Here is a 22948-nt window from a genome sequence, read left to right on the forward strand (position 1 = left end):
AACCCTGAAAAGACGTTGGCTACCTGCACTGATTGTGGGTAGTTCTGTGTTTGGGGTAGCAGCTTTTAATACATTTAAACAAGAACCGATTTATAATGCAGAAACGCGATCGCTGTTAAATCGCAGTTTACCTTCTGCATTATAAATCGGTTCTTGTTTAAGTGTATTAAAAGCTGCTACCCCAAACACAGAACTACCCACAATCAGTGCAGGTAGCCAACGTCTTTTCAGGGTTAGCCAATATTGTTGTAGATCGATAATATCGTCGTCTTCTTGGTTAAATTCAAAAGAATTATGTGTCATAAATTTTTATAAGGATAATTCTAGTAAGCTTTAAAGCAAATTCACTTTTATATCAAAGTAGTTCTAATTAAAATTTAATGTAGTGTGGCAAACAATTAATAGTTTGAATGCATTTGTAAAGGGAAAATCACTTTAGACTAGCTTCTGACATACATGTCACAAATTATTTTACGTTAAATTTACCCAATTAAGTAGCTTAGATTATAGAAATAATAGAATTGAGATTACATCAAAATAGTTATGTATAGCATGATTTATAGGTAATCTTAAAGGCAAAAGTATCATTTTTTTTTATGGATGATTGTAATCTAATTTTCATATAGAAAAATATAATGCCTTCTTGTCCCGACATAGCTTAAATAATTGATACAATAAATAGCTATTTCACTTTGTAATACTAGAAGACAGTCAAAAATAACCTTACTATTAAAAAAAAATATATATATAAGTTTTTATCATGTTTGTATCTAAATCTAACTGAAATTAGAGCAAAAATAGATATACAAACTATTCAGAATTAATTGTACTAATTACCCATATAAATTTATTGTACATCAGATAAACCCTTGCCTTATATGACTTATAGCTTTTATAACTAAAAAAATAAGATTAACCATTGAGATTATTGAACAGGATTCAACTTTAGATTTTTAGCGACAAAAAACTATATAAGCATATACTAATCACAGACGTATTCGCTTATTCGAACTCTTGGTAATTTAGTATAAAGAGTATGTAAATGAAAAACTCACAGAAATGTGATTTAGAACTCTTGTTTAAATAATTTTTGTCGATTATTAATTAAATTGTCTAAATTAAAACATTGTAAGCAGAATCTGCATTTGTGTCATTCTTCACTTGTATCATGATATTTTATACTCAATAGCTATATTTGCATCTTACAGTGCAAGATGATAGATAAATTTAGAGGTTTAAATGTTTGTTTACGAAAGGATGCTAATTTCATAAATTCCTTTGACGGAGAAAACATAATAACTGTGTGTTGAGTCACAGATATGATGATAAGCTTACTCTATTTTACTATTAGAAAATAAATAGTTTTTTGGGTTATAATCGCTAACCGAGTAACTCAATATAGGTATATTTTTATAATGAATATCTCTCCCATCGTGCATCGCAGTAGTTTGCTCGAGTACTAGAGCTATCTAAAAAATATTTCCTATTCCGATTAACAATCAAATTTATTGGAAATTGTCTATTCTCTACCACATTCATATTTATATCACTTGTACTGTTGTATAATTTACTCTGTTTTTATTAATACAATACCTTATGAGTATATATGACTGATGAAAATTTCTAAACCGGCACAAAATAGGTTTTCGATAGACTTACCTCTTCCAAAAAAAAGTAATCCCTCCAGTGAAATGAAAGCGTCGGTGAAATTATCAGTCATCACGCAATTTTTTCCCCCTGATTATGCTGCGACAGGGCAGTTAATAGAAGAACTTACAAAATCTTTAGGCTTTGAGGGGGTTGATGTTGAGGTTTTTACTGGTCAACCAGGATATGCTTTTGGAGATTCCCATGCTCCAGCACGTGAAGAAGTTGGTAGAGTCAGAATCCAACGTACTCGGGCTACTAATATTTGGTACCAAAGAATTCGTGGTAAAACCCTTGGTGGGGTTTTGTTTACCATACGGGCGATACTTCATCTCTTAAGACATGGATCTCGTTATAATATTTTGCTATTGACGACTGCGCCTCCATTTTTACCAATTGTGGGGTATTTAGTTCATATTTTCTATCGGATTCCTTACGTTTGCATTTTGTACGATCTCTATCCAGACATTGCGATCGCTTTGAATGTAGTTCAAAAGAATCATTGGTTAGCAAAATTTTGGCAAGGTCTCAATAAAAGAATTTGGCGCAAAGCATCTGGAATAATTGTTCTCAGCCCAGCAATGAAGCAGAGAGTCACAGGAATCTGTCCAGAGATAAGTGAAAAAATTTCTGTTATTCACAGTTGGGGAAACCCCGAAATTGTAAAGCCCATAGCTAAAAAAGATAATTGGTTCGCGAAAAAGTATGACCTCAACAATAAATTTACCGTCCTCTATTCCGGTAATATGGGTCGATGTCATGATGTGGATACAATTCTAGACACTGCAAAATTTCTCAAAGATGAGCCTATTCAATTTTTATGTATCGGTGCTGGAGCAAAACGCAAACAATTAATGGAAGAGATAGAGCGATTAAAGCTCAATAATTTTTTGTTTTTACCCTATCAGAATAAACAAGTGCTTCCTTATTCTTTGACTGCTTGCGATTTATCTTTGGTGAGCGTAGATAAAGGTTTTGAAAGTCTTGTTGCGCCTAGTAAACTATACCCGGCTCTAGCAACTGGACGTCCAGTGGCTGTAATTTGTCCGCAAACTTCATATCTAAAGCAATTAATTGCAGATGGAAAATGTGGTAGTACATTTGAAAATGGAGATAGTGAAGGATTAGCTAAATTTATTCAATACCTCGAGCAAAACCGCAACTTAGCCAAAAAAATGGGAATTAGAGCGCGTGAGTATATGGAATCTCATTTTAGCTCTAAGGTAATAGCAAAGCAGTATCTAGAAGTTTTGTACCAAGCGAAAAAATGAGTCTGCTTTTAGGTAATCATCAAGACAAATATTTTATCCATAGATAAAAATAGGCTCTGTCGGACCCGACAAATTTTGGTGATAAAGGAGGTTAAAAAACCTAAAGGATATGGGACAATGAATTTTTACAACAACCTGAATGAACTTGGAATTTCTAACCCCTATAATTTTGGTTGGCTTGCAGTAATATTCATTCTTGTATTCACTTGGGCAATAACATGGATTTTAATGCCGGTAATACGTAAATTTGCTTTGCAAGTAAGTTGGGCAGATCGACCAAATGCACGGCGTTTGAATAAAGAACCTTTACCCAATGCTGGTGGTTTAGCGATCTATGCAGGGGTAATTGTAGCTTTAGTTTTAGCAATTCTTATCCGTCCAATTGAATTGCAGAGTGTTTTAGCTCAAGTATTAACAATTTTGTTGGGTGGATCGATTCTAGTTCTTGTCGGCTTTATCGACTATCAGTTCAGTTTACCATCATCATTTCGTTTGTTAATCCAAATTTTGTCCGCACTACTACTAATGGCTAATGGTATAAGTTTAGACTTTGACTTCGGTACTTCAAGTGACTTGTTTTTGTCAGTATCGCTAACACTGCTTTGGGTAGTAGGAATTACTAATGCCATCAACTTAACGGATGGAATGGATGGTTTGGTGGGAGGAGTTAGTTTTATTACTGCTATGAGTTTGTTAGCAGTTTCCGCACAGTTTCCCAACTGTGCTGCAGCAACCCTTGTCCTTGCAGCACTAGCAGGAGCAGCGCTGGGATTCTTACGACATAACTTCCATCCATCAAAGATTATTATGGGCGATGCTGGAGCTTATTTTTTGGTTATGTACTAGCTGCCACCAGCATCCTAGGTAAATTGCAAATAACCACAATCTTTACTATCGTACCTCCAGTTCTATTCCTACTTTTACCAGTATTAGATACGACTCAAGTATTTATTCGACGTCTAATGATGGGTAAGAACTCTTTGAATACGCCAGGGAAAGATCATTTACATCACCGGTTGCTAGCTTCGGGGTTATCTCAGCGTCATGCAGCATTTGCTCTTTGGTTTTTTACTTGGTTTTTTAATCAAATAGCAATGAAAATACAAGGAATGACTTTGGTGGTAATGATTGCAACTAGTATTAGTATTTTCGTTTTTTTAGGTTTTACGGTTTCCCTGAAGATGTGGAGGGTTTAATCGTTAAATTTTGGTATCTGATTACTGGATTCACATATAGCATGCAATAGTTTTTGTCAAGCTATTTGAATGATTAGTGAAGGTATTTTAAATCACTATCCATATTATTTAGTTCTGGTAAGATTATTTACAGTAAAATCACCTATAAAGAAGAAACCTAACTTATATTGAGAAGTCTTTTTTTGAGGCTGATTTTTTAAAGTCTAAATTTGAGAACATTTTCTCTTTCTGTACAACTAAATTCTGAATAAGTTACACATAAAATTGAGTAAATCAAGCGTATCTGATTCTATAATTTAATACTTATTTTTAGATTTAGGAGTTGGGCTTTGATGGTTCTACTGTAATAAGTGTTGAATCTCAGTCTCTCCAGCGTAATCTTCTTGGATAGTTATTGACTGTTAAGGAGGACCGAAGTGGGAAAAAGGTGTCATCGAAATCGGAATCGCTCGACAAGGAGGGCTATTTATTGTTTAAATCATGGGTGCTATATCGATAGTGTATCTCAAAAATATCCATTATTCGCAGACCGTGCCGGACAACTACAGGAACGTGGGATGAGTCGCCGTAGTGCAGTAATATTGCTGCATAATAATGCTACTGTTCTTCTGGAAGGAGAATGGTTAGAGGCTTTTTGGTGCGAACAGTGCCAGCAAACTAAGTGGTATCGAATTAGGAAAGTTGATAAACACAGATATATACCTTCGATTGCACCAAGGGAGCTTTGGCTACAAGTTGATGGAGTAGCTTATCCTCTGGGTAATGCTTTCGTCGGTGAGTTCACGCGCAGGAAAGCAGCAGGATTAAGGATATGATTCTATGTAGAGCCATGTAGTATGGCAGTTTATTTAAAATAAATATGAATATAGCCATAAAGTAAGTATTGTGAAAAAAATCATTCATAATTTGCATTCACCAGCTTATAGTTTGGTGATAAAAACAGCATTACAAAACTGGTGGCTAATTGCTATTAACCTGCTTACTAATGTGCTGAGTGCTTTCTTGGAGGGAAGTACATTGGGGGTAATTTATTTAGCAGTAGCTTATCTAACCTCAGTGGGTGAGTCAGGAAAAGATACAAAAACATATTCAGGGATTCTTCAAACACTCTCTGCAGTTCTACCACTTCCACCAGAGCAGATGTTTTTAGGATTAATCGGTATGGCATTGTTGCTGCAAATATTTTTAAGTTTGAGTAATTACGCCAATAAGGTGTCGACCGCTTATCTGTCAGCAAAAGCACAGCCTTATGTAACGGGTAAAGTGTTTGAACAAATTATGACCTTTAGTTATACCTGTGTAAGTCAGTATAAAGTCGGTGACTTAGTTCTGTTTGCTAATGATGCTGCTTTAGCAGTAGAACGACAAATAGATGAACTCAATAAAATCATAGTCGGCTTATCTTTCTCTTTGATATATCTAGTATTGATTGTGCGCTTATCACCTACCTTAGCAGCAGCAGCAGCATTGCTCACTCTACTTGTTGTTTGCGTTCAATATAAGATTATTCCACGCTTGAGGCGAGTAGTGAAGCGTGCGACAGCGACTCAAGTTGAATCAGCAAAGTACATTACCGAGAGTATTCAGGCACTAAGGTTACTACATACTTTTGGTACCCAAAAAGTTACCTTGACCGAGGCTGATAAATTCTTAAATAAAATCCAGGAAGAGTTACAGAAGCGAGCATTTATTTTTTATTTACCAGAACCAATTTTAGATACATTGCCAATATTAGCACTAGCTATTTTAGCCACCTCAGCAGTAGTTTTAAAAGGCGAAGGAGCCACTATCTTGCCGATGTTGTTAACATTTTTGCTTGCACTGCAAAGATTATCGACACGTTTAAAGATGACTGCAAATGCAATTATACGGTTTGTGGATAATAGTGCCCGAATGTTGCGATTAGAAACTATCCTAAATCCATACGATAAGTCGTTTGAACACTCGGGTACTAAAGCTTTTATAGGTCTTAATAAAGATATTGAGTTTCATTCCGTTAGTCTTTCTTACACTGGTAATAGTGTTTTAGCCCTTCAGGATTTAACTTTTAAAATTCCACTTAACCGTGTAACCGCATTAGTAGGAGAATCAGGGGCAGGAAAGTCCTCAATCATAGATTTATTGATGGGGCTTTATCAACCAACAGATGGAAAAATTTTGGTGAACGATTTAACCTTGGCAGATTACAGTTTGGAAGAGTGGCGGCAATATGTTGGGGTTGTCAGTCAGGATACCTTTATTTTTAACGACAGTATTATAGAGAATTTGCGGTATGGTCGCCCTGATGCCAATCGAGATGATGTGATTGAGGCAACTAAGGCTGCTCAAGCTCATGAGTTTATTTTAGCATTACCTGATGGTTATGAAACTATACTGGGTGAGCGTGGCTATCGCCTCTCCGGAGGTCAAAAACAAAGATTGGCTTTAGCTAGAGCATTAATTAAAAAACCAGATATTTTGATTCTGGATGAGGCAACGAGTGCACTAGATAGCGAGTCAGAGAAATTTATTCAGCAAGCACTCGATAAATTTCAGAAAAACCGGACGGTTATTGTAGTTGCACACCGACTTTCAACAATCGCCAACGCAGATCAAATTTTGGTGCTTGAACGGGGGCGAATCATTGAGCAAGGGACTCATACTTCACTTTTACGGCAAGGTGGGCGCTATGCACGCTATTGGCAATTACAAAGTAGCAAAGTTGCAGCATGAATATTTTTGTAAATATGATTTTTTATAGTTCGATTTTATAGTTTTTAGTTGATTAAAGAATAATAATGATTGTCTAGGTTTATAAACTCTTTAAAAGTGGAATTTGGTATGGAAAATTATTATCCAAAGATTACAGTTGCAACAGTTGTGATAAATGCTGAGAGTGTTATTGAAAAAACCATTAATAGCGTACTTAATCAAGATTATCCCAATATTGAATATGTTGTAATTGATGGAAAATCTCAAGATAGCACTAAGTCAATAATCGCAAAATATAGTCATCAGATTCAGAAGTATATCAGCGAAGCTGATGATGGTATTTATGATGCTATGAATAAAGCATCTAAACTGGCTTCAGGTGAATGGATTATCTATATGAATGCCGGAGATGTTTTTTATTCTTCTGATTCTCTTAGTAAATTAACGCAAGCCTTCAATAGTGATGCTGATGTTATTTTTGCTGGAGTCGCAGAGGTTTTTGTTGACGAGTTTGAAACTCGTATTTTTCATAAAATGCCACGCACTATAGAAAATATATGGTATCAGATGCCGACATCTCATCAAGCAACAATTGTTAGATTATCTACTCAACGGCACTATCAGTTTAATACTGCTTATAAATGGTGTGCCGATCATGATATGCTCGCGCGAATTTATCGTGATGGAAAAAAGTTTTTAAGTGAAAATATTTTACTTTCTACCTTTGACTGTAGAAGTACTGGAAGTCATCGTAGCCTAAAATTATATATTTGGGAGCGGTGGCAAATTAGTCGAGGTTTAGTCGCTTATCATATACGTTTATTTCACTATGGTAAAGAATGGTTTCACCACACACTTTGGGGGAAAATAGTTACCTTAATCAAAAAGATTGTACCAAAGCATACAATCTTAAATTTGCGTAGAGTACGTGGTACGACTGGAAACTAAAATTATATTCTACTAGAAAATGCGTTTCTCTAAAGTCTTTGGAATTGGTTTACCTAGAACGGGGACTACCTCTCTCAATATTGCTTTAAACACTATTGGTGTATCATCTATTCATTTCCCTTTTAGCCTTTACGAATCATTGGACAGCAAAATTATTAGCCAATACACGGGGTTTGTTGATTCACCTCTTTCATATCTGTACCAGAAACTGGATATAAAATATCCTGGTTCAGGTTTTATTTTGACAACTAGACCGATTGAAGCTTGGCTAAAAAGTATGAACTGGTTGTTAAATGAAGGGCGTTGTATTTGGGAATGGCAATCAAGTTATGATTCTTACCACGAAGAATTTTTTGGATCGGCTAATTTTGAAACAAGCCTTTATCGAAATAAGTATTATCAATTTCATTCAGAAGTGAGCAATTATTTTCAAGGTCGTAATGATTTGCTAATTCTTGACTTAAGCGCAGCTTACGGTTACGAAGAATTATGTAATTTCTTAGATTTACCTGTTTGTAATAAAGAATATCCATGTGGGAATGAAACACGCAAACCTCGACAATTGCAAAGGATTGCTAAACAGGTTGGAGAATATAACAAATCATATGAGCAATTTATTAGACGATTGGACTATTACATCGTTAAGTTCAGAAAACTTATGTAAAGCAGTGAAATATGAAAGAAGAAATATCAATTTTGCTGTCAGCAAATGAAGCGTATGCAAGATACTGTGCTGTTACAATGCTGTCAATTTTGTTCAATACTGCTTCAGTAGATAAAATTTGTTTTTACATTCTTACGCCCAATTTTTCATCCGAGAGTATTGAACGAATTAAAGAATTGTGTAGCCGCTTTAATGCTAAAGTTTCATTTATTCCAATTAATCTAAATTTATTTAATTCTTTTCCTACTTTTCACTCACACTTTAATCAGAATAATTATTCACGCATTTGTGGTCCAGATCTTTGTGAAAACTGTGAACGATTAGTTTATTTAGATTGTGACCTGATTGTGCTTGATGATATTGCTGAGCTTTTCAGACACAACTTAAATGGTAAACCAATCGGTGCAGTCCCCCATGTCCAACTTCCTTATGAGGAAACATTTATCAAGAACTTCTCCGTTAGTAGAAATGATACTTATTTTAATTCTGGGGTTATGGTTATCAATGCTGATTTGTGGAGAAAAGAAAAAATTACCGAAAGTGTTTTAGCCCTTGCATGCAAGTATGCTGAAAAACTTCATTTTGCTGATCAAGATGCTTTTAATGCTATTTTTTGGGAAAACTACTTCCATGTTCCTGGTGTGTGGAATGTTGAAGCTCGACTTTATAGAGAAAAGCTATTAGGTTTATCTCAAACAAAAGAGATAACTAAAAGAATCAAATTTCCAAAAATTATTCATTACACAGGACCAAACAAGCCCTGGTCATCAAAAAACTATGTACCAAAGCGTAACCTATATATTGAATATAGCGAACGTCTTAATTCACTTATTTCTTGGCCCCCAGATATAGAAATCAAAAATTTTCGTCTACCGAGTTTTACCTCTTTTATTTATTCGTGTATTTACTTTAGAACTTGTTTGTATCGCAAGAAAATATTACAAGTGAATCTGTTTTCAAAAAACTAAACTCAACATTGCAAAGTGTGAACGTAATATTTATTACTTTAATGTCTAAATTTATGTAAAGGTGTCAAAATGGTTGCGATTGCAAATACTCTTAGAAGAAAAGGAATCACTAAGTTCAACACTACTAAATTATTGTATCGTTTCACTCATCTTCAAAAATGCATTGAAGGACAAGAAACTGTATATCTCGTTTATACTTTAGGTAAAGTTGGTTCTCAGACTATTTATATTACATTAAGAGAAAAAATCTTAGAATCTGATGTCTTCCACTTACATTTTGTATCAGATAGTTGGTTCAATAATCCGAATAAAATACTATCAAAAAAACCAGAAGCAATAAAAATTGCTCAAAAAGTTAGATCTATAGTTAGTAGTAATAAAAAAATCAAGATAATCAGTCTTGTACGAGATCCAATTGCTAAGACAATTTCTCAAATATTCCAAACTCCAGAAGCTTTTGGCTTTACAGAAATAGAACTCTTGAAGATGAAACCAAAGGATATATGTCATGTTTTGACTCATCAAGCGAAAAGTCACTTTCATCATCCATCTCAATGGTTCGAACAAGAATTTTTAGATTTCACAGGTCTTGATATATATCGTACTCCTTTTGAATATTCATGTCGAAAGCAAACTGATAAATTCAAGATGTTTGAATTTTTAATATTGAGAAATGAAGACTTGCAATTTGAGAAGCAAATAATCAATAATCTACAAAAATTTATTGGTAAACCAATTGATAACCTTATTGTCGGGAATAAGACGAATGATAAAATAACTGGTGGTATTTATAAAAAAGTAAAAAATCAAATCTCATTCAACAATGACTTTTTAAATGAGATTTATAGTTCAAAGTATTGCCAACACTTTTACTCGAAAATAGAAATTGAAGACTTTAAGAAGCGATGGATTTTTAAAAATAAATGATAAAGAATATTATCTATGAACATAGGAGTTTATTTTTCAGCCAATGATATTGTTTACGACTGGGCTATCGCCTTTCTAAACAGTTTCAGAAAGTTTAATCCCAATTTACGCCTGATTCTAATACCGTTTAACGAAGAGTGCGATCGCATCCTCACCCTTAAAGAAATCTACAATTTTGAAGTATATATTGATTCATCTTTTCCTCGTTTAGAAGCAATTGGTCGAGCATTTGAGTTAGGACATACACCGACTGGTCCTTATTGGTTTAGACGGTATGCTTCTTTTTGGGGACCTCTCGATTTGTTCATGTATTTAGATGCTCGTCAATTAGTACTTGCAGATTTAAAGCCGATAATTCTGGCTTTAGAAAAATATGACTTTCATTTACTCCACTTTGATTGTGCTATTAACCAAGTTTATGAACCTGGAGAACTGCGTCGAAATTTATTAAGAAAGGGACGTACAAAAGGTTTTAATTCTGGTCGCTGGATTTCAAAAAAAGGGTTGTTTTCACTAGAAGAGTTTGAAAACTTAGCTGAAGATGCATTACAAGTAAGAGAAGAATTAAATCCTCGTAATACAGACCAAGCATTTATTAACTATTGCTGCGACATGAAGTCTATTTGCTACGGTCACGTTGCTGAAGTTATAGGAGGAATTTGCCAAAATGCTTGGGCCAGACAGCCAGGAAATATTTATCAACAAGATGGGAAATATTATATTTGGGATTATGGTGGATTAGACCATAAGAAACAATTGATTATTCTTCATTGGGCAGGATTTAAGCTAAATCCTTTAATGCCACATAAGTTTTTGTTTTATAGTTATTTATTAAAAAATAAATCAGTTGTTAAGTGGTTATTAATAAGTATTCTTTTTAGAGTATATTATTTGTTAATTGTTCCTTTTAAAACCCTCAGAGAAAACCGTATGCTTAATAATCTATATCATAAATTTAAAAGATTGATTTTAAAACAAACAGTAGAAAATATTTGAAATTTTCTAGTTTATGAAAGTTAATAAGTTAACTTGAATAGCACCTTAATTTAAGTACTTGATGAATATAGTTTCCTACATTCACCCAACTCGTACCTATCTTCCTTGTACGGGTGCAGGGCGGCATATAAATAATACATTATTGGGATTGGCTTCACACGAAAAGATAAACTTAGAATTACTATGTTCCCGTCAATGGTTGCAGGAAGATGGCAAATTGGATCCCTCTTCCCCATTGTCTGATATACCCTTGAAAACTTTTCCTTTCCCCGAAAATATAACAGAAAGGTTTTGGAAAATAGCTCAATTTCCAAAGATGGATTGCTATATCCCCAAAAAGATAGATTGGCTATTTACACCAATGGAAACTTATATTCCTGTGTCACGCTGTCCGGTAGCACTAACAATCTACGATCTTCAAGCCTTTGAACCCAATTTACCTTGGTCCCATACACGTCAACACCGCTGGTTTCGCTACAAGTGGAGTCAGTGGATTTATAAAGCTTTGAGTCATTACCGGGTTATTTTTACCATCTCCGAATTTTCTAAGTCACGGATGATTGAACTCTTAGGAGCAGACCCTGAGAAAATAGTGGTCGTAGGGTGTGGTGTAGAGCAAGATTTTTACGATATTGCATCAGCCGATCCTTTTCATTTTAAGAGACCTATAGATCTGCCTTACGCATTGATAATTGGTGGTTTGCGGCTGAGGAAAGGTGCAGATTTTGTGCTGAAAGTAACAGAAGAACTACATGCTCGCAGTTCTGATTTACAGATTCTTGTTGTGGGAGATTCAGAACCAGAATACATTGCAGCAGCTAAAGAGTTACCTAATCTTAAATTATTGGGAGTTGTATCAGATAGTGATTTGCCTCAATTATTGCGTTGTGCGTCTTCTTCACTATTCCTTTCCCATTATGAAGGATTCGGTATCCCAGCAATAGAAGCAATGGCTGCAGGTATTCCTTCTATTGTAAGCAACTGTGCTTCATTACCAGAAGTCGTTGGTAAAGCAGGTATTGTTGTTGAACCAAATGCAACCACAACAATAGTTGATATCCTGATAGAACTAAAGGAGAATTCTTCACTGCGAGAAAACTATATTCAGCGAGGACATACACATGCAGCACAGCATACATGGTCACGTTGCGTAGAACGTCTAGTTAATGCATTTTATACTTTTGCCTAATGTTAACTACTTGCAAAAATTCTCATATCTATTCAACCAAACAAGAAAAGTACGTCCAGTTTGGATGTGGATTATGCGCCCCTGAAAGCTGGCTCAATTTTGATTCCAGTCCTGCGCTCCGTCTACAAAAGTTACCAGTTGTTGGTAATCTGGTACCTTCAGGTCCCTTCGGGCGTTTTCCAAAGAATGTTCAGTACGGAGATATAGTTGTAGGATTACCTGTTCCAGAGAATAGCATTGCTCTCCTTTATTCCTCCCATGTACTAGAACATCTCACTCTTATGGAGTTACGCCAAGCCCTTAAAAATTGTTATCGAATTTTAAAACTCGGTGGAATATTTCGTTTTGTTCTTCCTGATTTAGAGTTTATGGCTCACCAGTATATAAACTCTGTTAATTCTGATGCAGCAGTAGAGTTTATGCAACTTACCTGGTTGGGAATTCAAGAACGTCGGAATGGATTACTGGGTTTTCTTAAAGAATATCTGGGCGGTAGTAAGCACCTTTGGATGTGGGATTATAAATCACTATCATTGGAATTGGAAAAAGTAGGTTTTAAAAACATTCGTCGAGCTTATTTTGGTGATAGTAATTTTTCTAACTTTACTCAAGTAGAGTATCTAGAGCGCTGGGAAAATGAACTTGGTATTGAGTGCAACAAGTAGCTATGAAGACAAAAGTTATATTTTGCTGGTCAGATATTTCTGGTTATATGGCAGCATGCTGGCAAACCTTAAATAATTTACCAGATATTGATGTATTTGTTATTGCATTTAAATCTAATACAGAAACAGCATTTTCTGACCAGTTGATGCAAGATATTCCTTGTCAACTCTTAGATTTACAAGAAAGACAAGATGCTACTTTAATCAAACATTTAGTATTGAGAGAACGTCCAGATGTGTTAGTTCTCTGTGGTTGGTTGCATAAACCCTACTGTCAATTAGCTTTTGCATCAGAACTGCATGAAGTTGTTAAAGTCATGGGTATGGATACACCCTGGTGGGGAACTCTAAAACAATATTTAGCACCTTTTGTTTTACGTCCTTACTTACAACAAATTAGCCGAGTTGTGGTAGCAGGTGAACGTAGTTGGCAATATGCTCGATGCCTAGGTGTTAAAACTACTAATATTATGCGTGGACTTTATGGTGTCGATTTTAATGCTTTGTCGCCACTCTACGTAAAGCGAGTTGAGAATTATTGGCCACGTTCTTTTTTATTTGTTGGTCGCTATGCACAAGTCAAAGCTCTCGATCTACTAACACAAGCTTACAAACTGTATCGAGAGAAAGTATCAAAACCTTGGAATTTGATATGTTGTGGTAAAGGTCCTCTAGCATCACAATTAGAAGGAAAACCAGGCATTGACAACCAAGGCTTTGTCCAACCAGCGCAGATGCAAGATATTTGGCAGAGCGCTGGGGCTTTTATTTTACCCAGTAGATTTGACCCTTGGCCTCTAGCATTAGTTGAAGCAGCAGCAGCAGGCTTACCAATAATTTGTACCGATGTTTGTGGTTCAGCTGTTGAGATGATTCGCCCCTATTACAATGGCTTAATGATTCCTTCAGAAGACCCAGAAGCCTTAGCCAAAGCATTATTATGCATACAGCAATATTATGAAGAATTACCTGTGTGGGGAAAGCGTTCCCAAGAATTAGCCACTGCTTATGGGGCTGATATTTGGGCAAGACGTTGGCAAGAAATGATAAATGAAATAGGAAGAACATTGCCTACCAAACAAAATCAGTCTCTTATAACTGCCGACAGCATTATTTAATATTTGTGCAAATGGGTTTAAATTTTATCGATCAACTCGCCGATATTATCGTTAGTCCTTTGGGCTTAGCAGGTATTATTATCGGCTTGGTAGTTGTATATCAAGCCGGACGTTCCCGTCGTTTAGCTTGGTTATTATTCACATTATGCTGCTTCAGCGCATCTTTAGGAAAATTTCAAAGTGAATTTATTAAAGCAACTCCCCCTTTAGTTTTTCCCTTAGAGCAATTGCGTAGTGTGGGTAGACCCCTAACTATTGTTCTTTTAGCTTTACTTCTTGTGCTGGGGTTACAGAAGCAGTATGGATGGCATCGCAAGCTAATAGCACCACCAATTAAATATTTGGTGTTGGTACAGTTAGTAATTTTTTTTAAAACCTTAGCTTATGGCAGTATCGGATTTGCCTTCTTAGCTTTTCTAACATTCGGAGCAGTTGTATTGATGTTCCGTTTTGGACCTTCCCGATGGTTGCAAGACGAACACAATTTTCGCTTAGGGGTTTGGTCTTTGGCGATGGTAGGCGTAATTTTTATTGTTGCCAATATTTACCAAGCTGTTTTTAACACATATCCAATTATGTTTATACATGGGCGGTTTTCGGGTACCACTGCGAATCCACAGCAAGCCGCAGCTTTGCTAGGAGCTACAATTCCTTGTTGTATGTTTTTTGTTGAAAGCCGAGAACAATCACTTAAAGTCAAACTTTACTGGATTATTGGTTTAGTTCTTATAATGCTAGGTTTATTTTTGACAGGCTCCCGTACTGGGGTACTCATGGGATTAGTGTCAATATTATTTTTCTACCGTCGAAGAGGAGGAATTGCACTACGTTTAGGGATGTCTATTGCCATAATATTAGCTGTAATTTTGCCATTAATAAGCCAAGATGGATTACTTTTAGCAACTGACCAGACACAAATTACCGATAGATTCACTTCAATCAATGATTCCCGTTCGCATGTTTGGTTAGCAATGTGGAATACTTTTATAAACAATCCATTTTTTGGTGCCCCTCTCAGGGCAGACCGCTTAGGCTATGGGGAGAATTCTTGGTTAGCAGCAGGAGCAAATTTGGGATTATTAGGATTTATACCTTTAGTGATATTCGGATTAGTCTGTATAAAGCTTACATTTTCACTTAATCAATTAGAAAAAAGAAAACCTGCTTATTCTCTTCAATGTGACACAGTCATAGCAGGTTTAATTTCTCTTTTTGTAGGAAGTTTTTTTGAAGCGTTTTTATTAGGTAATTTAACATTCTTTCTCATGTCACTTTTAATGTATTTGTCTCTTGGAAATTATTTAATTGAAGTTGATTACATGCAAAGAAAATACTTACCCAGGTATAGAGTATTTTCTATGAATCGAGAGAGCAATGCGTTTCATAATTGATACATAATATTCTAAATTTTTATATGAAAAATAATGATGAAAATACTTCATATTATTCCTTCCATAGCCCAGATTCGAGGCGGCCCAAGTCGAGGCGTTTTGGATATGGTAAAAGCATTACAACAGTCTGACATTGAAGTAGAAATCGCTACCACGAATGATAATGGTTCCGAACTATTAAACGTACCTTTGAACAAACGTATAAGATACAAGAACATTCCTGTTTATTTTTTCCCCAGATTTTCCCCTTCTATTGTAAATTTACGAGAATTTGCATTTTCCAGTGAATTAACACAATGGCTTTGGCAAAATATTCAAGATTATGATTTATTGCACATCCATGGAGTTTTTTCCTATCCATCTACCGTAGCAATGGCAATTTCTCGAATCAAAGCTATACCTTATATAACAACACCTCATGGTCTGCTTCTTCAATGGGCTTTGCAGCAAAGTACTCAGAAAAAGCAGATTTACTTAAAGCTAATAGAACAGACAAACTTATATCAAAGTAAAGCTGTTCACTTCACCTCTGAGAAGGAACAGCAAGAAGCTTTAGCAAGTTCTTTTTTAGAATTACCTCCCTCTAACTTTGTCTTACCATTAGGAATTTCAGTACCAGAAACTATTCATAATGCACGTCAACGTTTACGGCAATATTTCAATATTCCAGTAGACGAACCTATCATTTTATTTTTATCTCGCTTACATCCTGTCAAAGGTTTGGAATACCTAATTCCTGCTTTAGGTAAACTTGCTCAGCATCGTTTTAGCTTCATTTTGGCTGGCAGTGGAATGCCAAAATATGAAGATCAAATTAAATCTTTACTCGTTTCAAATGGACTAAATAATCGTACCTATATAACTGGATTTGTCAGTGGTGAGTTCAAAAATCTCTTGATACAAGGAGCAAATCTATTTGCTCAAACTTCTCATATAGAAAGCTTTGGTTTGTCAGTTCTCGAAGCCTTAGCAGTAGGTTTACCCGCTTTGGTCACACCTGGTGTTGCTTTAGCTTCAGTTGTTGAACAGCACAAACTAGGTTATGTTACTTCCCTTGATGTATCTGCAATTGCATCTACAATTGAGAACCATTTAACCAATCCCCAACAAGCCAAAGAAATGGGAACCCGCGCTCGTCAACTCATCTTTGAACAATACACCTGGGATTCCATAGCCAAAAAATTAATTCAAGTTTATACAGCTATCATCAAAAATCAACCTATTCCAACTTTTAACTAACTACAAAATTTAGACTAATTCAAACTATGAATACGATTTCTCAAGAACACGACTATTCTTATCAAGATAGTAACCTCGGACATCATCATGCCTATTTGATAAAACCTCTTATGGGAATGATAAATGAAACTCTCTCACTCTCACAAAATCAAGAAAAACCTCGCATTCTAGATATTGGTTGCGGAAACGGAAGTTTCACTAATTTTATTGCACAACAAGGCTATGAAGTAGTTGGTGTAGAAGAATCTAAATCAGGAATTAAGTTTGCTAATGAGAATTTTCATGACTGCAAATTTATTCAAGGAAGTATCTACAATCTACCTTATAAAAAATTAGATCATAAATTTGATATTGTTATTTCTCTAGAGGTAATTGAACATTTATTTTATCCCAAAGAATTAGTAAGAACAGTCAAGAAAATTATTAAACCAAACGGACGCTTAATTATTACCACACCTTACCATGGTTATCTAAAAAATCTTATGCTCGCTATTACGGGAAAAATGGATAAACATTTCACTGCTCTTTGGGATGGTGGACATATAAAATTCTTTTCGGTCAAAACTTTAACTACTTTACTAGAATCAGAAAACTATACAGATATCAATTTTAAGTTTGCAGGTCGATATCCCTATTTATGGAAAACAATGTTGTGTTCTAGCAGATTAAGTGAATCCGAATAAACCAAATTAGTTTATCTAAATACTTGAAAAGTAAGCATGCTTGTTCTAAAAATAACAGTAAAGCATCAATTGATGTATGTGAACCAATATTGTGTTATGGGGCATGAATTTAATCTGAATAAAACTAATCAATTTTTCTGAAATGCTAGAAAAAATTACTCCACTTATTCTCACTTACAACGAAGCCCCTAATATCTGCCGTACCCTTCAACGTCTTATCTGGGCTACTTCAATTATTGTAATTGATAGTTACAGCACCGATGAAACCCTAGAAATTCTATATTCAATCCCTCAAGTACAAGTATTTCAAAGAAAGTTTGATTCTTTTGCTACTCAATGTAACTTTGGACTAGAAAAAATAGTGTCTGAATGGGTACTATCACTAGATGCTGACTATATTTTAACTGATGAGTTAATTGATGAATTAAAAAGGCTACAGTCGGAAACAGACCTGAACAGCTATAGCGCTCAATTTAAGTACTGTGTCTTTGGCAAACCTCTTCATGGTACTTTACTTCCACCAAGAAAAGTACTTTACAAAAGGGAAAAAGCAACTTATCAAAATGATGGTCATGCACATCGGGTTAATGTTGAGGGAAAATCAGCAACTCTTTCTTCCTACATTCATCACGACGATCGCAAACCGTTAAGTCGGTGGTTGTGGGCGCAAGACCATTATACGATTATTGAGGTAAAAAAAATAACACAAGAATCCAATAACGAATTGAGCTTGAGCGATAAAATTCGCAAACAAAAAATCCTTGCTCCCTTCATTGTCTTTTTCTATTGTCTTCTTATTAAAGGTGGGATTCTAGATGGTTGGCATGGTTGGTATTATGCATTTCAACGGATGTTAGCAGAAATTATTTTATCTATTCGGTTAATTGAATTTGAAAAAGTAGTTCTACAAAGGGAAAGGTAAATGTGTAAGTAGATCTTGCTGAATAAAATAGGAAATTATGACAGGTAATTCTTTCAAGCTTTTTGTGTCAAACAAGCGCAAGGAAATAACATTTATAGTCTCAAAAATTTTGCGCTTTAGTGTGCCATATAGCTCGCTAAAGTAGAAGATAAGAGATGAAACTACTATTTTGCAAACAGTGTGGTTTCTAGATTTGGGAAGCTCTACTTTTTCAGCAAGTCCTATTTAGACTCAGCCTGAGTTTATACGCAGATGTGCAAGATATGAGCTAGGATTATTGACATTCACATAAGAGTATGCTTTTATACTTTGCATGTCGAGTGCATGGGTTTATACTTAGAAACATAGGATCTAGAGTCCTATTGCGTCGATTGATTGCGCCAACCTCAGGCACATCAAATCATATGACTGCTAGCAGAATATCTAAAGAAGACAAATCTTGAAATTTTTGTATATTAAAACTTTCGAAATTTGTTTCTTGAGAACTTTCATCGTTCATTAATTTACTATTCTTAAAAGTTGAAGGATACAAAATGGCTATTTTTGGAACATCCGGCCCTGATACTATTAATGGTACAAATGCTCCTGATTCTATATTTCTCTTATCTGGTGACGATCAAGCTAATGGTTTAGGAGGAAACGATAGCTTGAATGGCGGAGAAGGGCAAGATACTCTTTTGGGGAATGCTGGAAATGATAATTTAGTGGGTCAAGCAGGTAATGATAGTCTAGAAGGTGGTAATGGTAACGATAATCTATTTGGTGGTGATGGTGAAGATACTTTAGGTGGTGGTACAGGACAAGACACACTTCGGGGAGATGAAGGAAATGACAATTTATTTGGTGGTGCAGGTCAAGATATTTTATTTGGTGGGAATGGTATAGATAATTTGGCAGGGGATGACGGTAGAGACACTCTTATTGGTGGTGCAGGAGAAGATATCCTAAGTGGTGGGAATGGTAACGATAGGTTAATTGGTGACTCAGGAAATGACAGCCTTGATGGTGGTAGCGGTAACGATGTTTTGCTTGCTGGTAATGGTGAAGATACGGTAAGGGGTGGTATTGGGCAAGATATTATAAGTGGTGGCGATGGTAATGACAGTATATTTGGTGAACTAGGAAATGATCGCCTCAATGGTGATGCAGGAAACGATAATTTGTCTGGTGGTAGCGGTAGAGATCAACTGTATGGTGGTGCAGGAGAAGATACCTTAAATGGTGAAGATGGAGTAGATACTTTATTTGGCGGTGCAGGAAATGATAGCTTGAATGGTGGCGCGAATAATGACAATCTATTTGGGGGTGAGGGTGAAGATACTCTAGTCGGTGCTGCAGGACAAGATAATATTAGGGGAAATAATGGAGATGATACGTTACTTGGTGAAGCAGGAAACGATAATCTAAATGGTGATAATGGCAACGATAATATCTCTGGAGGTGCTGGTAACGATATTCTGCGCGGTGGTAACGGAGAGGATTTTCTTCAAGGAAATGGTGGTAGTGATGTATTACTTGGTGATGCAGGAAGTGACAATTTAAAAGGTGGTAATGGCAATGATCAACTTTTTGGCGGTAATGACAACGATGATCTATTTGGTGGGAACAACGACGATACTCTCCTCGGTGGTCTAGGAGATGACAACTTAGAAGGTGATAACGGTAATGATAAGTTAGTTGGTGAGACAGGAAATGATAATCTAGATGGTGGTAATGGTAATGATACACTTGTTGGTGTTAATGGTGATGATAGTTTAGTTGGAGGAAGTGGTAATGACAGCCTCGTAGGTGGGGCTGGTGCTGATGATTTCATATTCAATTCACCAATTGAGGGAATTGATATCATTGCTGATTTTAATAGCCAACAGAACGATGAGATTTTAATTTCTAGAAATGGATTCGCTGCTGGATTAAACTTTGGAACCTTAAACACTCCACAATTTACTCTTGGTTCAAGTGCTACAGACAGTAGTCATCGCTTTATATATAATAATCTGACTGGTGCTTTATTCTTTGATGCTGATGGTGATGGTGCTGTTACACAAGTTCAAATAGCGACTTTAGGTAATAAAGCGACTCTAAGCAATAATGATATTGTAATCATTTAAGAATATTTTACAAGCAAAGATCGCGATCGCCCTTCTTATACGAAGAGCGATCGTTTCTTATTTGGAATAATTGATAATGTTGTGATGAGTTATTCCCATCACCTTACAAACCATACAAAGCAATAATTAACGGCGGAATAATCAGCATAATCAAAAAACTTAACGGTGCACCAACCCGAGCAAAATCTAAAAACTTGTAACCACCAGGACTATAAACCATAGTATTAGTTTGATAACCAATCGGAGTCATAAAGCTACTAGAAGCTGCAAAAGTCACCACCAAAATAAAAGCCATTGGGTTAAAATGAAGACTTTTTGCAACCTGTACCGCTACAGGTAAAAGTAAAACTACAGAAGCATTATTGGAAAGAACTTCTGTAAGTAAAACAGTAATTAAATAGAAAAAAGTTAGTAACCAGTAACCTGAAAGATTTCCTCCGATCGCAACCAAACTTTGTGCTAACCACTCAGTTGTTCCCGATTTATCCATTGCTATCCCTAAAGGAATTAACCCAGCAAGCAGAAAAATAATGTCCCAACGGACAGCTTGATAAACTTCACCAGGTTTAAGACAACCAGTTAGAACCATTAATACTACCCCTAGTAAAGCACTTACCAAAATTGGCATTATTCCTAAAGCTGCAACTATAACAACTCCCAAGCCAATAGTGACAGCAATACCAGCTTTATCTTTTCGTAGGGTTTCTATATCTCGTTCGCCAATAACTAATAAATCTCTACTTGTTTGTAGCCCTAAGAAGCTTTCATTAGGTCCTTGTAATAAGAGTACATCACCAAAACGTAACCTGACTTGACCAAGTCTTTCTCGAACTAATTCTTCTCCTCTACGAATTGCTAAAACTGTAGCATTATAGCGTTGTCTAAATCGTATATCTTTCAAGGTTGATCCAATTAAATTAGAATTGGATAGAATTAAAACCTCTGAAATACGCTCTTCCCCAGAACTGAGATCTTTTTCCCAGCAATTATTTTGGAATTTAATGTCTGGTAATATTTCTATTCCTCTTTCATCCTTGACTGTAAGCAAGCATTCTTTCCTACCTCTGACTATTAAAATATCACCTGCTTGTAATAGTTTATCTGCTAAAGGCTGAGGAAAATGATTATTATTACGTATAAGTTCCAGGACATCTAAATCAAACTTTCTTTGAAGTCGGCTTCTTCTTAAAGTTTGTCCGATTAAATTAGAAGTAGGTGCAATAATAAATTCACTCACATAATCTTTAAGGTCGTACTTTTGAGTAATTACATTAATGTTTGATGTTTCCCGTTCTGGTAACAGTCGGGGTGCAATAAAAGTTAAATATACTAAACCAATGATAAAAACAACCAACCCCAATTCAGTAAACTGAAATAAATTAAAAGCACCGTAACCTAATTTTTCAGATAAACCACTTGCTAAAACACTTGTAGAGGTACCAATTGTTGTTAACATTCCTCCTAAAATTGTGACAAAAGATAGAGGCATTAATAGCTTAGAGGGAGAAATTCTTTGCTTATGACACCAATTTTCTATTATTGGTAAAAAAATAGCAACTACTGCTGTATTATTAATAAAAGCACTTATTGGACCTGTAATAATTCCAATAGCTAATATTTGTCTATTTGAATATTTTCCACCCCACTTTAATAGCAACTCATTAACTAATCCGATAGCTCCTGTACGAGCAATTCCCGCACTTAGGATAAACATAGCCATCACGGTAATAGTTGCTGAATTTCCAAAACCTGAAATACCTTCATCGGGAGTAACTAATCCCAAAGCCATCAGAGTTACGATAACTGCTAATGCAGTCATATCAACAGGTAACCATTCATAAACAAAACAAATTAAGGTTAAAATAACGATACTGAGGGTTGCAAAAATACTCATAGATAATTCAGGTCGAATACCTTATCTTGTTCCAAAAATAGTTACACATAAAGGTAGATTCAAAAGTTATGTATCACAAAAAAATATATTAATCGAAATACCAAAAACCAACTTATATTAAAATATAAACCTGAATTCTATGTTTATAATTTTATATTTATAAATTTGATATTCATAAATTACTAATTAAGGAAAATTTAATCCAAACTAGATTATCCAATAAATTAGCAACATCCAAATATTAATTTTTGTTAAGTTTTTTTACAACTACCGATATAAATAATCAATATATATATATTTATTCATCGCTTTGGTGAAACAGTCAAAGTATATAACTGAACTAACTTGAATCCCTTAGATAATAGGATATAAGTTTTCGCTGATTGATTTTCAGCTACAAAAGATTTGATACGCTCTAAACGAAATGAAGA

18 protein-coding genes and 1 pseudogene are annotated in these 22948 nt (G+C 35.3%); 17 read left to right on the plus strand and 2 right to left on the minus strand.

Annotation, left to right across the window (positions count from 1 at the left end; translation table 11 throughout):
- Window positions 1-90 precede the first annotated feature (90 nt).
- The gene (locus QNJ50_RS18470; protein WP_300637885.1) at window positions 91-303 is read right to left on the minus strand and encodes a hypothetical protein; all 213 of its coding nucleotides are present in this window, start codon (window positions 301-303) and stop codon (window positions 91-93) included.
- 1310 nt (window positions 304-1613) lie between these two features.
- Here QNJ50_RS18470 and QNJ50_RS18475 point away from each other — a divergent pair.
- The 17 genes and pseudogenes from QNJ50_RS18475 to QNJ50_RS18555 all read left to right on the plus strand — a co-directional run bounded on the left by QNJ50_RS18475 (window position 1614) and on the right by QNJ50_RS18555 (window position 20623).
- Entirely contained in the window at window positions 1614-2918 is a 1305-nt protein-coding gene (locus tag QNJ50_RS18475) for a glycosyltransferase family 4 protein (RefSeq protein ID WP_300637887.1), read from the plus strand.
- A 117-nt stretch (window positions 2919-3035) separates the two neighbouring features.
- A pseudogene (locus tag QNJ50_RS18480) lies at window positions 3036-4114 on the plus strand (MraY family glycosyltransferase).
- A gap of 416 nt (window positions 4115-4530) precedes the next feature.
- Window positions 4531-4929 carry a hypothetical protein gene (locus tag QNJ50_RS18485; RefSeq protein ID WP_300637889.1) on the plus strand — a complete coding sequence of 133 codons (399 nt, stop codon included), beginning with the start codon at window positions 4531-4533 and terminating at the stop codon, window positions 4927-4929.
- Between the two features lie 70 nt (window positions 4930-4999).
- Window positions 5000-6826: an ABC transporter ATP-binding protein gene (locus QNJ50_RS18490; protein ID WP_300637891.1), complete on the plus strand. Its 1827-nt coding sequence runs from the start codon at window positions 5000-5002 to the stop codon at window positions 6824-6826.
- Window positions 6827-6934: 108 nt separating this feature from the next.
- Entirely contained in the window at window positions 6935-7753 is an 819-nt protein-coding gene (locus QNJ50_RS18495; protein WP_300637893.1) for a glycosyltransferase family 2 protein, read from the plus strand.
- Between the two features lie 19 nt (window positions 7754-7772).
- Window positions 7773-8417, plus strand: coding sequence for a sulfotransferase (locus tag QNJ50_RS18500; protein WP_300637895.1), 645 nt, complete (start codon window positions 7773-7775; stop codon window positions 8415-8417).
- An 11-nt stretch (window positions 8418-8428) separates the two neighbouring features.
- Window positions 8429-9385, plus strand: a complete 957-nt coding sequence (locus QNJ50_RS18505; protein ID WP_300637897.1) for a glycosyltransferase family 8 protein — start codon at window positions 8429-8431, stop codon at window positions 9383-9385.
- Window positions 9386-9454: 69 nt separating this feature from the next.
- Window positions 9455-10312 carry a putative capsular polysaccharide synthesis family protein gene (locus tag QNJ50_RS18510; protein ID WP_300637899.1) on the plus strand — a complete coding sequence of 286 codons (858 nt, stop codon included), beginning with the start codon at window positions 9455-9457 and terminating at the stop codon, window positions 10310-10312.
- Between the two features lie 15 nt (window positions 10313-10327).
- Window positions 10328-11308: a hypothetical protein gene (locus QNJ50_RS18515; RefSeq protein ID WP_300637901.1), complete on the plus strand. Its 981-nt coding sequence runs from the start codon at window positions 10328-10330 to the stop codon at window positions 11306-11308.
- 61 nt (window positions 11309-11369) lie between these two features.
- Window positions 11370-12497: a glycosyltransferase family 1 protein gene (locus QNJ50_RS18520; protein ID WP_300637903.1), complete on the plus strand. Its 1128-nt coding sequence runs from the start codon at window positions 11370-11372 to the stop codon at window positions 12495-12497.
- On the plus strand, window positions 12497-13162 hold the full coding sequence (locus QNJ50_RS18525) for a methyltransferase domain-containing protein (protein WP_300637905.1): 666 nt from the start codon (window positions 12497-12499) through the stop codon (window positions 13160-13162). The genes QNJ50_RS18520 and QNJ50_RS18525 overlap by 1 nt, the downstream gene beginning before the upstream one ends.
- Window positions 13163-13164: 2 nt before the next feature.
- Window positions 13165-14280, plus strand: a complete 1116-nt coding sequence (locus tag QNJ50_RS18530) for a glycosyltransferase family 4 protein (protein ID WP_300637907.1) — start codon at window positions 13165-13167, stop codon at window positions 14278-14280.
- An 11-nt stretch (window positions 14281-14291) separates the two neighbouring features.
- Window positions 14292-15671 (plus strand): O-antigen ligase family protein, encoded by a 1380-nt coding sequence (locus QNJ50_RS18535; RefSeq protein ID WP_300637909.1) that lies wholly within the window; start codon window positions 14292-14294, stop codon window positions 15669-15671.
- A gap of 36 nt (window positions 15672-15707) precedes the next feature.
- The gene (locus tag QNJ50_RS18540; RefSeq protein WP_300637929.1) at window positions 15708-16910 is read left to right on the plus strand and encodes a glycosyltransferase; all 1203 of its coding nucleotides are present in this window, start codon (window positions 15708-15710) and stop codon (window positions 16908-16910) included.
- Window positions 16911-16936: 26 nt separating this feature from the next.
- Window positions 16937-17593, plus strand: coding sequence for a bifunctional 2-polyprenyl-6-hydroxyphenol methylase/3-demethylubiquinol 3-O-methyltransferase UbiG (locus QNJ50_RS18545; RefSeq protein WP_300637911.1), 657 nt, complete (start codon window positions 16937-16939; stop codon window positions 17591-17593).
- A gap of 142 nt (window positions 17594-17735) precedes the next feature.
- Window positions 17736-18515, plus strand: a complete 780-nt coding sequence (locus QNJ50_RS18550) for a glycosyltransferase family 2 protein (RefSeq protein ID WP_300637913.1) — start codon at window positions 17736-17738, stop codon at window positions 18513-18515.
- 533 nt (window positions 18516-19048) lie between these two features.
- Window positions 19049-20623: a calcium-binding protein gene (locus QNJ50_RS18555; RefSeq protein WP_300637915.1), complete on the plus strand. Its 1575-nt coding sequence runs from the start codon at window positions 19049-19051 to the stop codon at window positions 20621-20623.
- Between the two features lie 103 nt (window positions 20624-20726).
- On the opposite strand, the gene QNJ50_RS18560 is transcribed toward QNJ50_RS18555, so the two are convergent.
- Complete coding sequence (locus tag QNJ50_RS18560) at window positions 20727-22517, minus strand: SLC13 family permease (protein WP_300637917.1); 1791 nt, start codon at window positions 22515-22517, stop codon at window positions 20727-20729.
- Window positions 22518-22948 lie beyond the last annotated feature (431 nt).

Source organism: Mastigocoleus sp. MO_188.B34 (assembly GCF_030065675.1).
In the GTDB taxonomy this organism is placed as follows: domain Bacteria; phylum Cyanobacteriota; class Cyanobacteriia; order Cyanobacteriales; family Nostocaceae; genus Mastigocoleus.

Coding starts and splice junctions, on each gene's coding strand:
- QNJ50_RS18500 (WP_300637895.1), top strand. CDS start 7,773: ATGCGTTTCTCTAAAGTCTTTGGAATTGGTTTACCTAGAACGGGGACT.
- QNJ50_RS18560 (WP_300637917.1), bottom strand. CDS start 22,517: ATGAGTATTTTTGCAACCCTCAGTATCGTTATTTTAACCTTAATTTGT.
- QNJ50_RS18535 (WP_300637909.1), top strand. CDS start 14,292: ATGGGTTTAAATTTTATCGATCAACTCGCCGATATTATCGTTAGTCCT.
- QNJ50_RS18520 (WP_300637903.1), top strand. CDS start 11,370: ATGAATATAGTTTCCTACATTCACCCAACTCGTACCTATCTTCCTTGT.
- QNJ50_RS18505 (WP_300637897.1), top strand. CDS start 8,429: ATGAAAGAAGAAATATCAATTTTGCTGTCAGCAAATGAAGCGTATGCA.
- QNJ50_RS18530 (WP_300637907.1), top strand. CDS start 13,165: ATGAAGACAAAAGTTATATTTTGCTGGTCAGATATTTCTGGTTATATG.
- QNJ50_RS18545 (WP_300637911.1), top strand. CDS start 16,937: ATGAATACGATTTCTCAAGAACACGACTATTCTTATCAAGATAGTAAC.
- QNJ50_RS18555 (WP_300637915.1), top strand. CDS start 19,049: ATGGCTATTTTTGGAACATCCGGCCCTGATACTATTAATGGTACAAAT.
- QNJ50_RS18525 (WP_300637905.1), top strand. CDS start 12,497: ATGTTAACTACTTGCAAAAATTCTCATATCTATTCAACCAAACAAGAA.
- QNJ50_RS18495 (WP_300637893.1), top strand. CDS start 6,935: ATGGAAAATTATTATCCAAAGATTACAGTTGCAACAGTTGTGATAAAT.
- QNJ50_RS18540 (WP_300637929.1), top strand. CDS start 15,708: ATGAAAATACTTCATATTATTCCTTCCATAGCCCAGATTCGAGGCGGC.
- QNJ50_RS18515 (WP_300637901.1), top strand. CDS start 10,328: ATGAACATAGGAGTTTATTTTTCAGCCAATGATATTGTTTACGACTGG.
- QNJ50_RS18475 (WP_300637887.1), top strand. CDS start 1,614: ATGAAAATTTCTAAACCGGCACAAAATAGGTTTTCGATAGACTTACCT.
- QNJ50_RS18470 (WP_300637885.1), bottom strand. CDS start 303: ATGACACATAATTCTTTTGAATTTAACCAAGAAGACGACGATATTATC.
- QNJ50_RS18550 (WP_300637913.1), top strand. CDS start 17,736: ATGCTAGAAAAAATTACTCCACTTATTCTCACTTACAACGAAGCCCCT.
- QNJ50_RS18510 (WP_300637899.1), top strand. CDS start 9,455: ATGGTTGCGATTGCAAATACTCTTAGAAGAAAAGGAATCACTAAGTTC.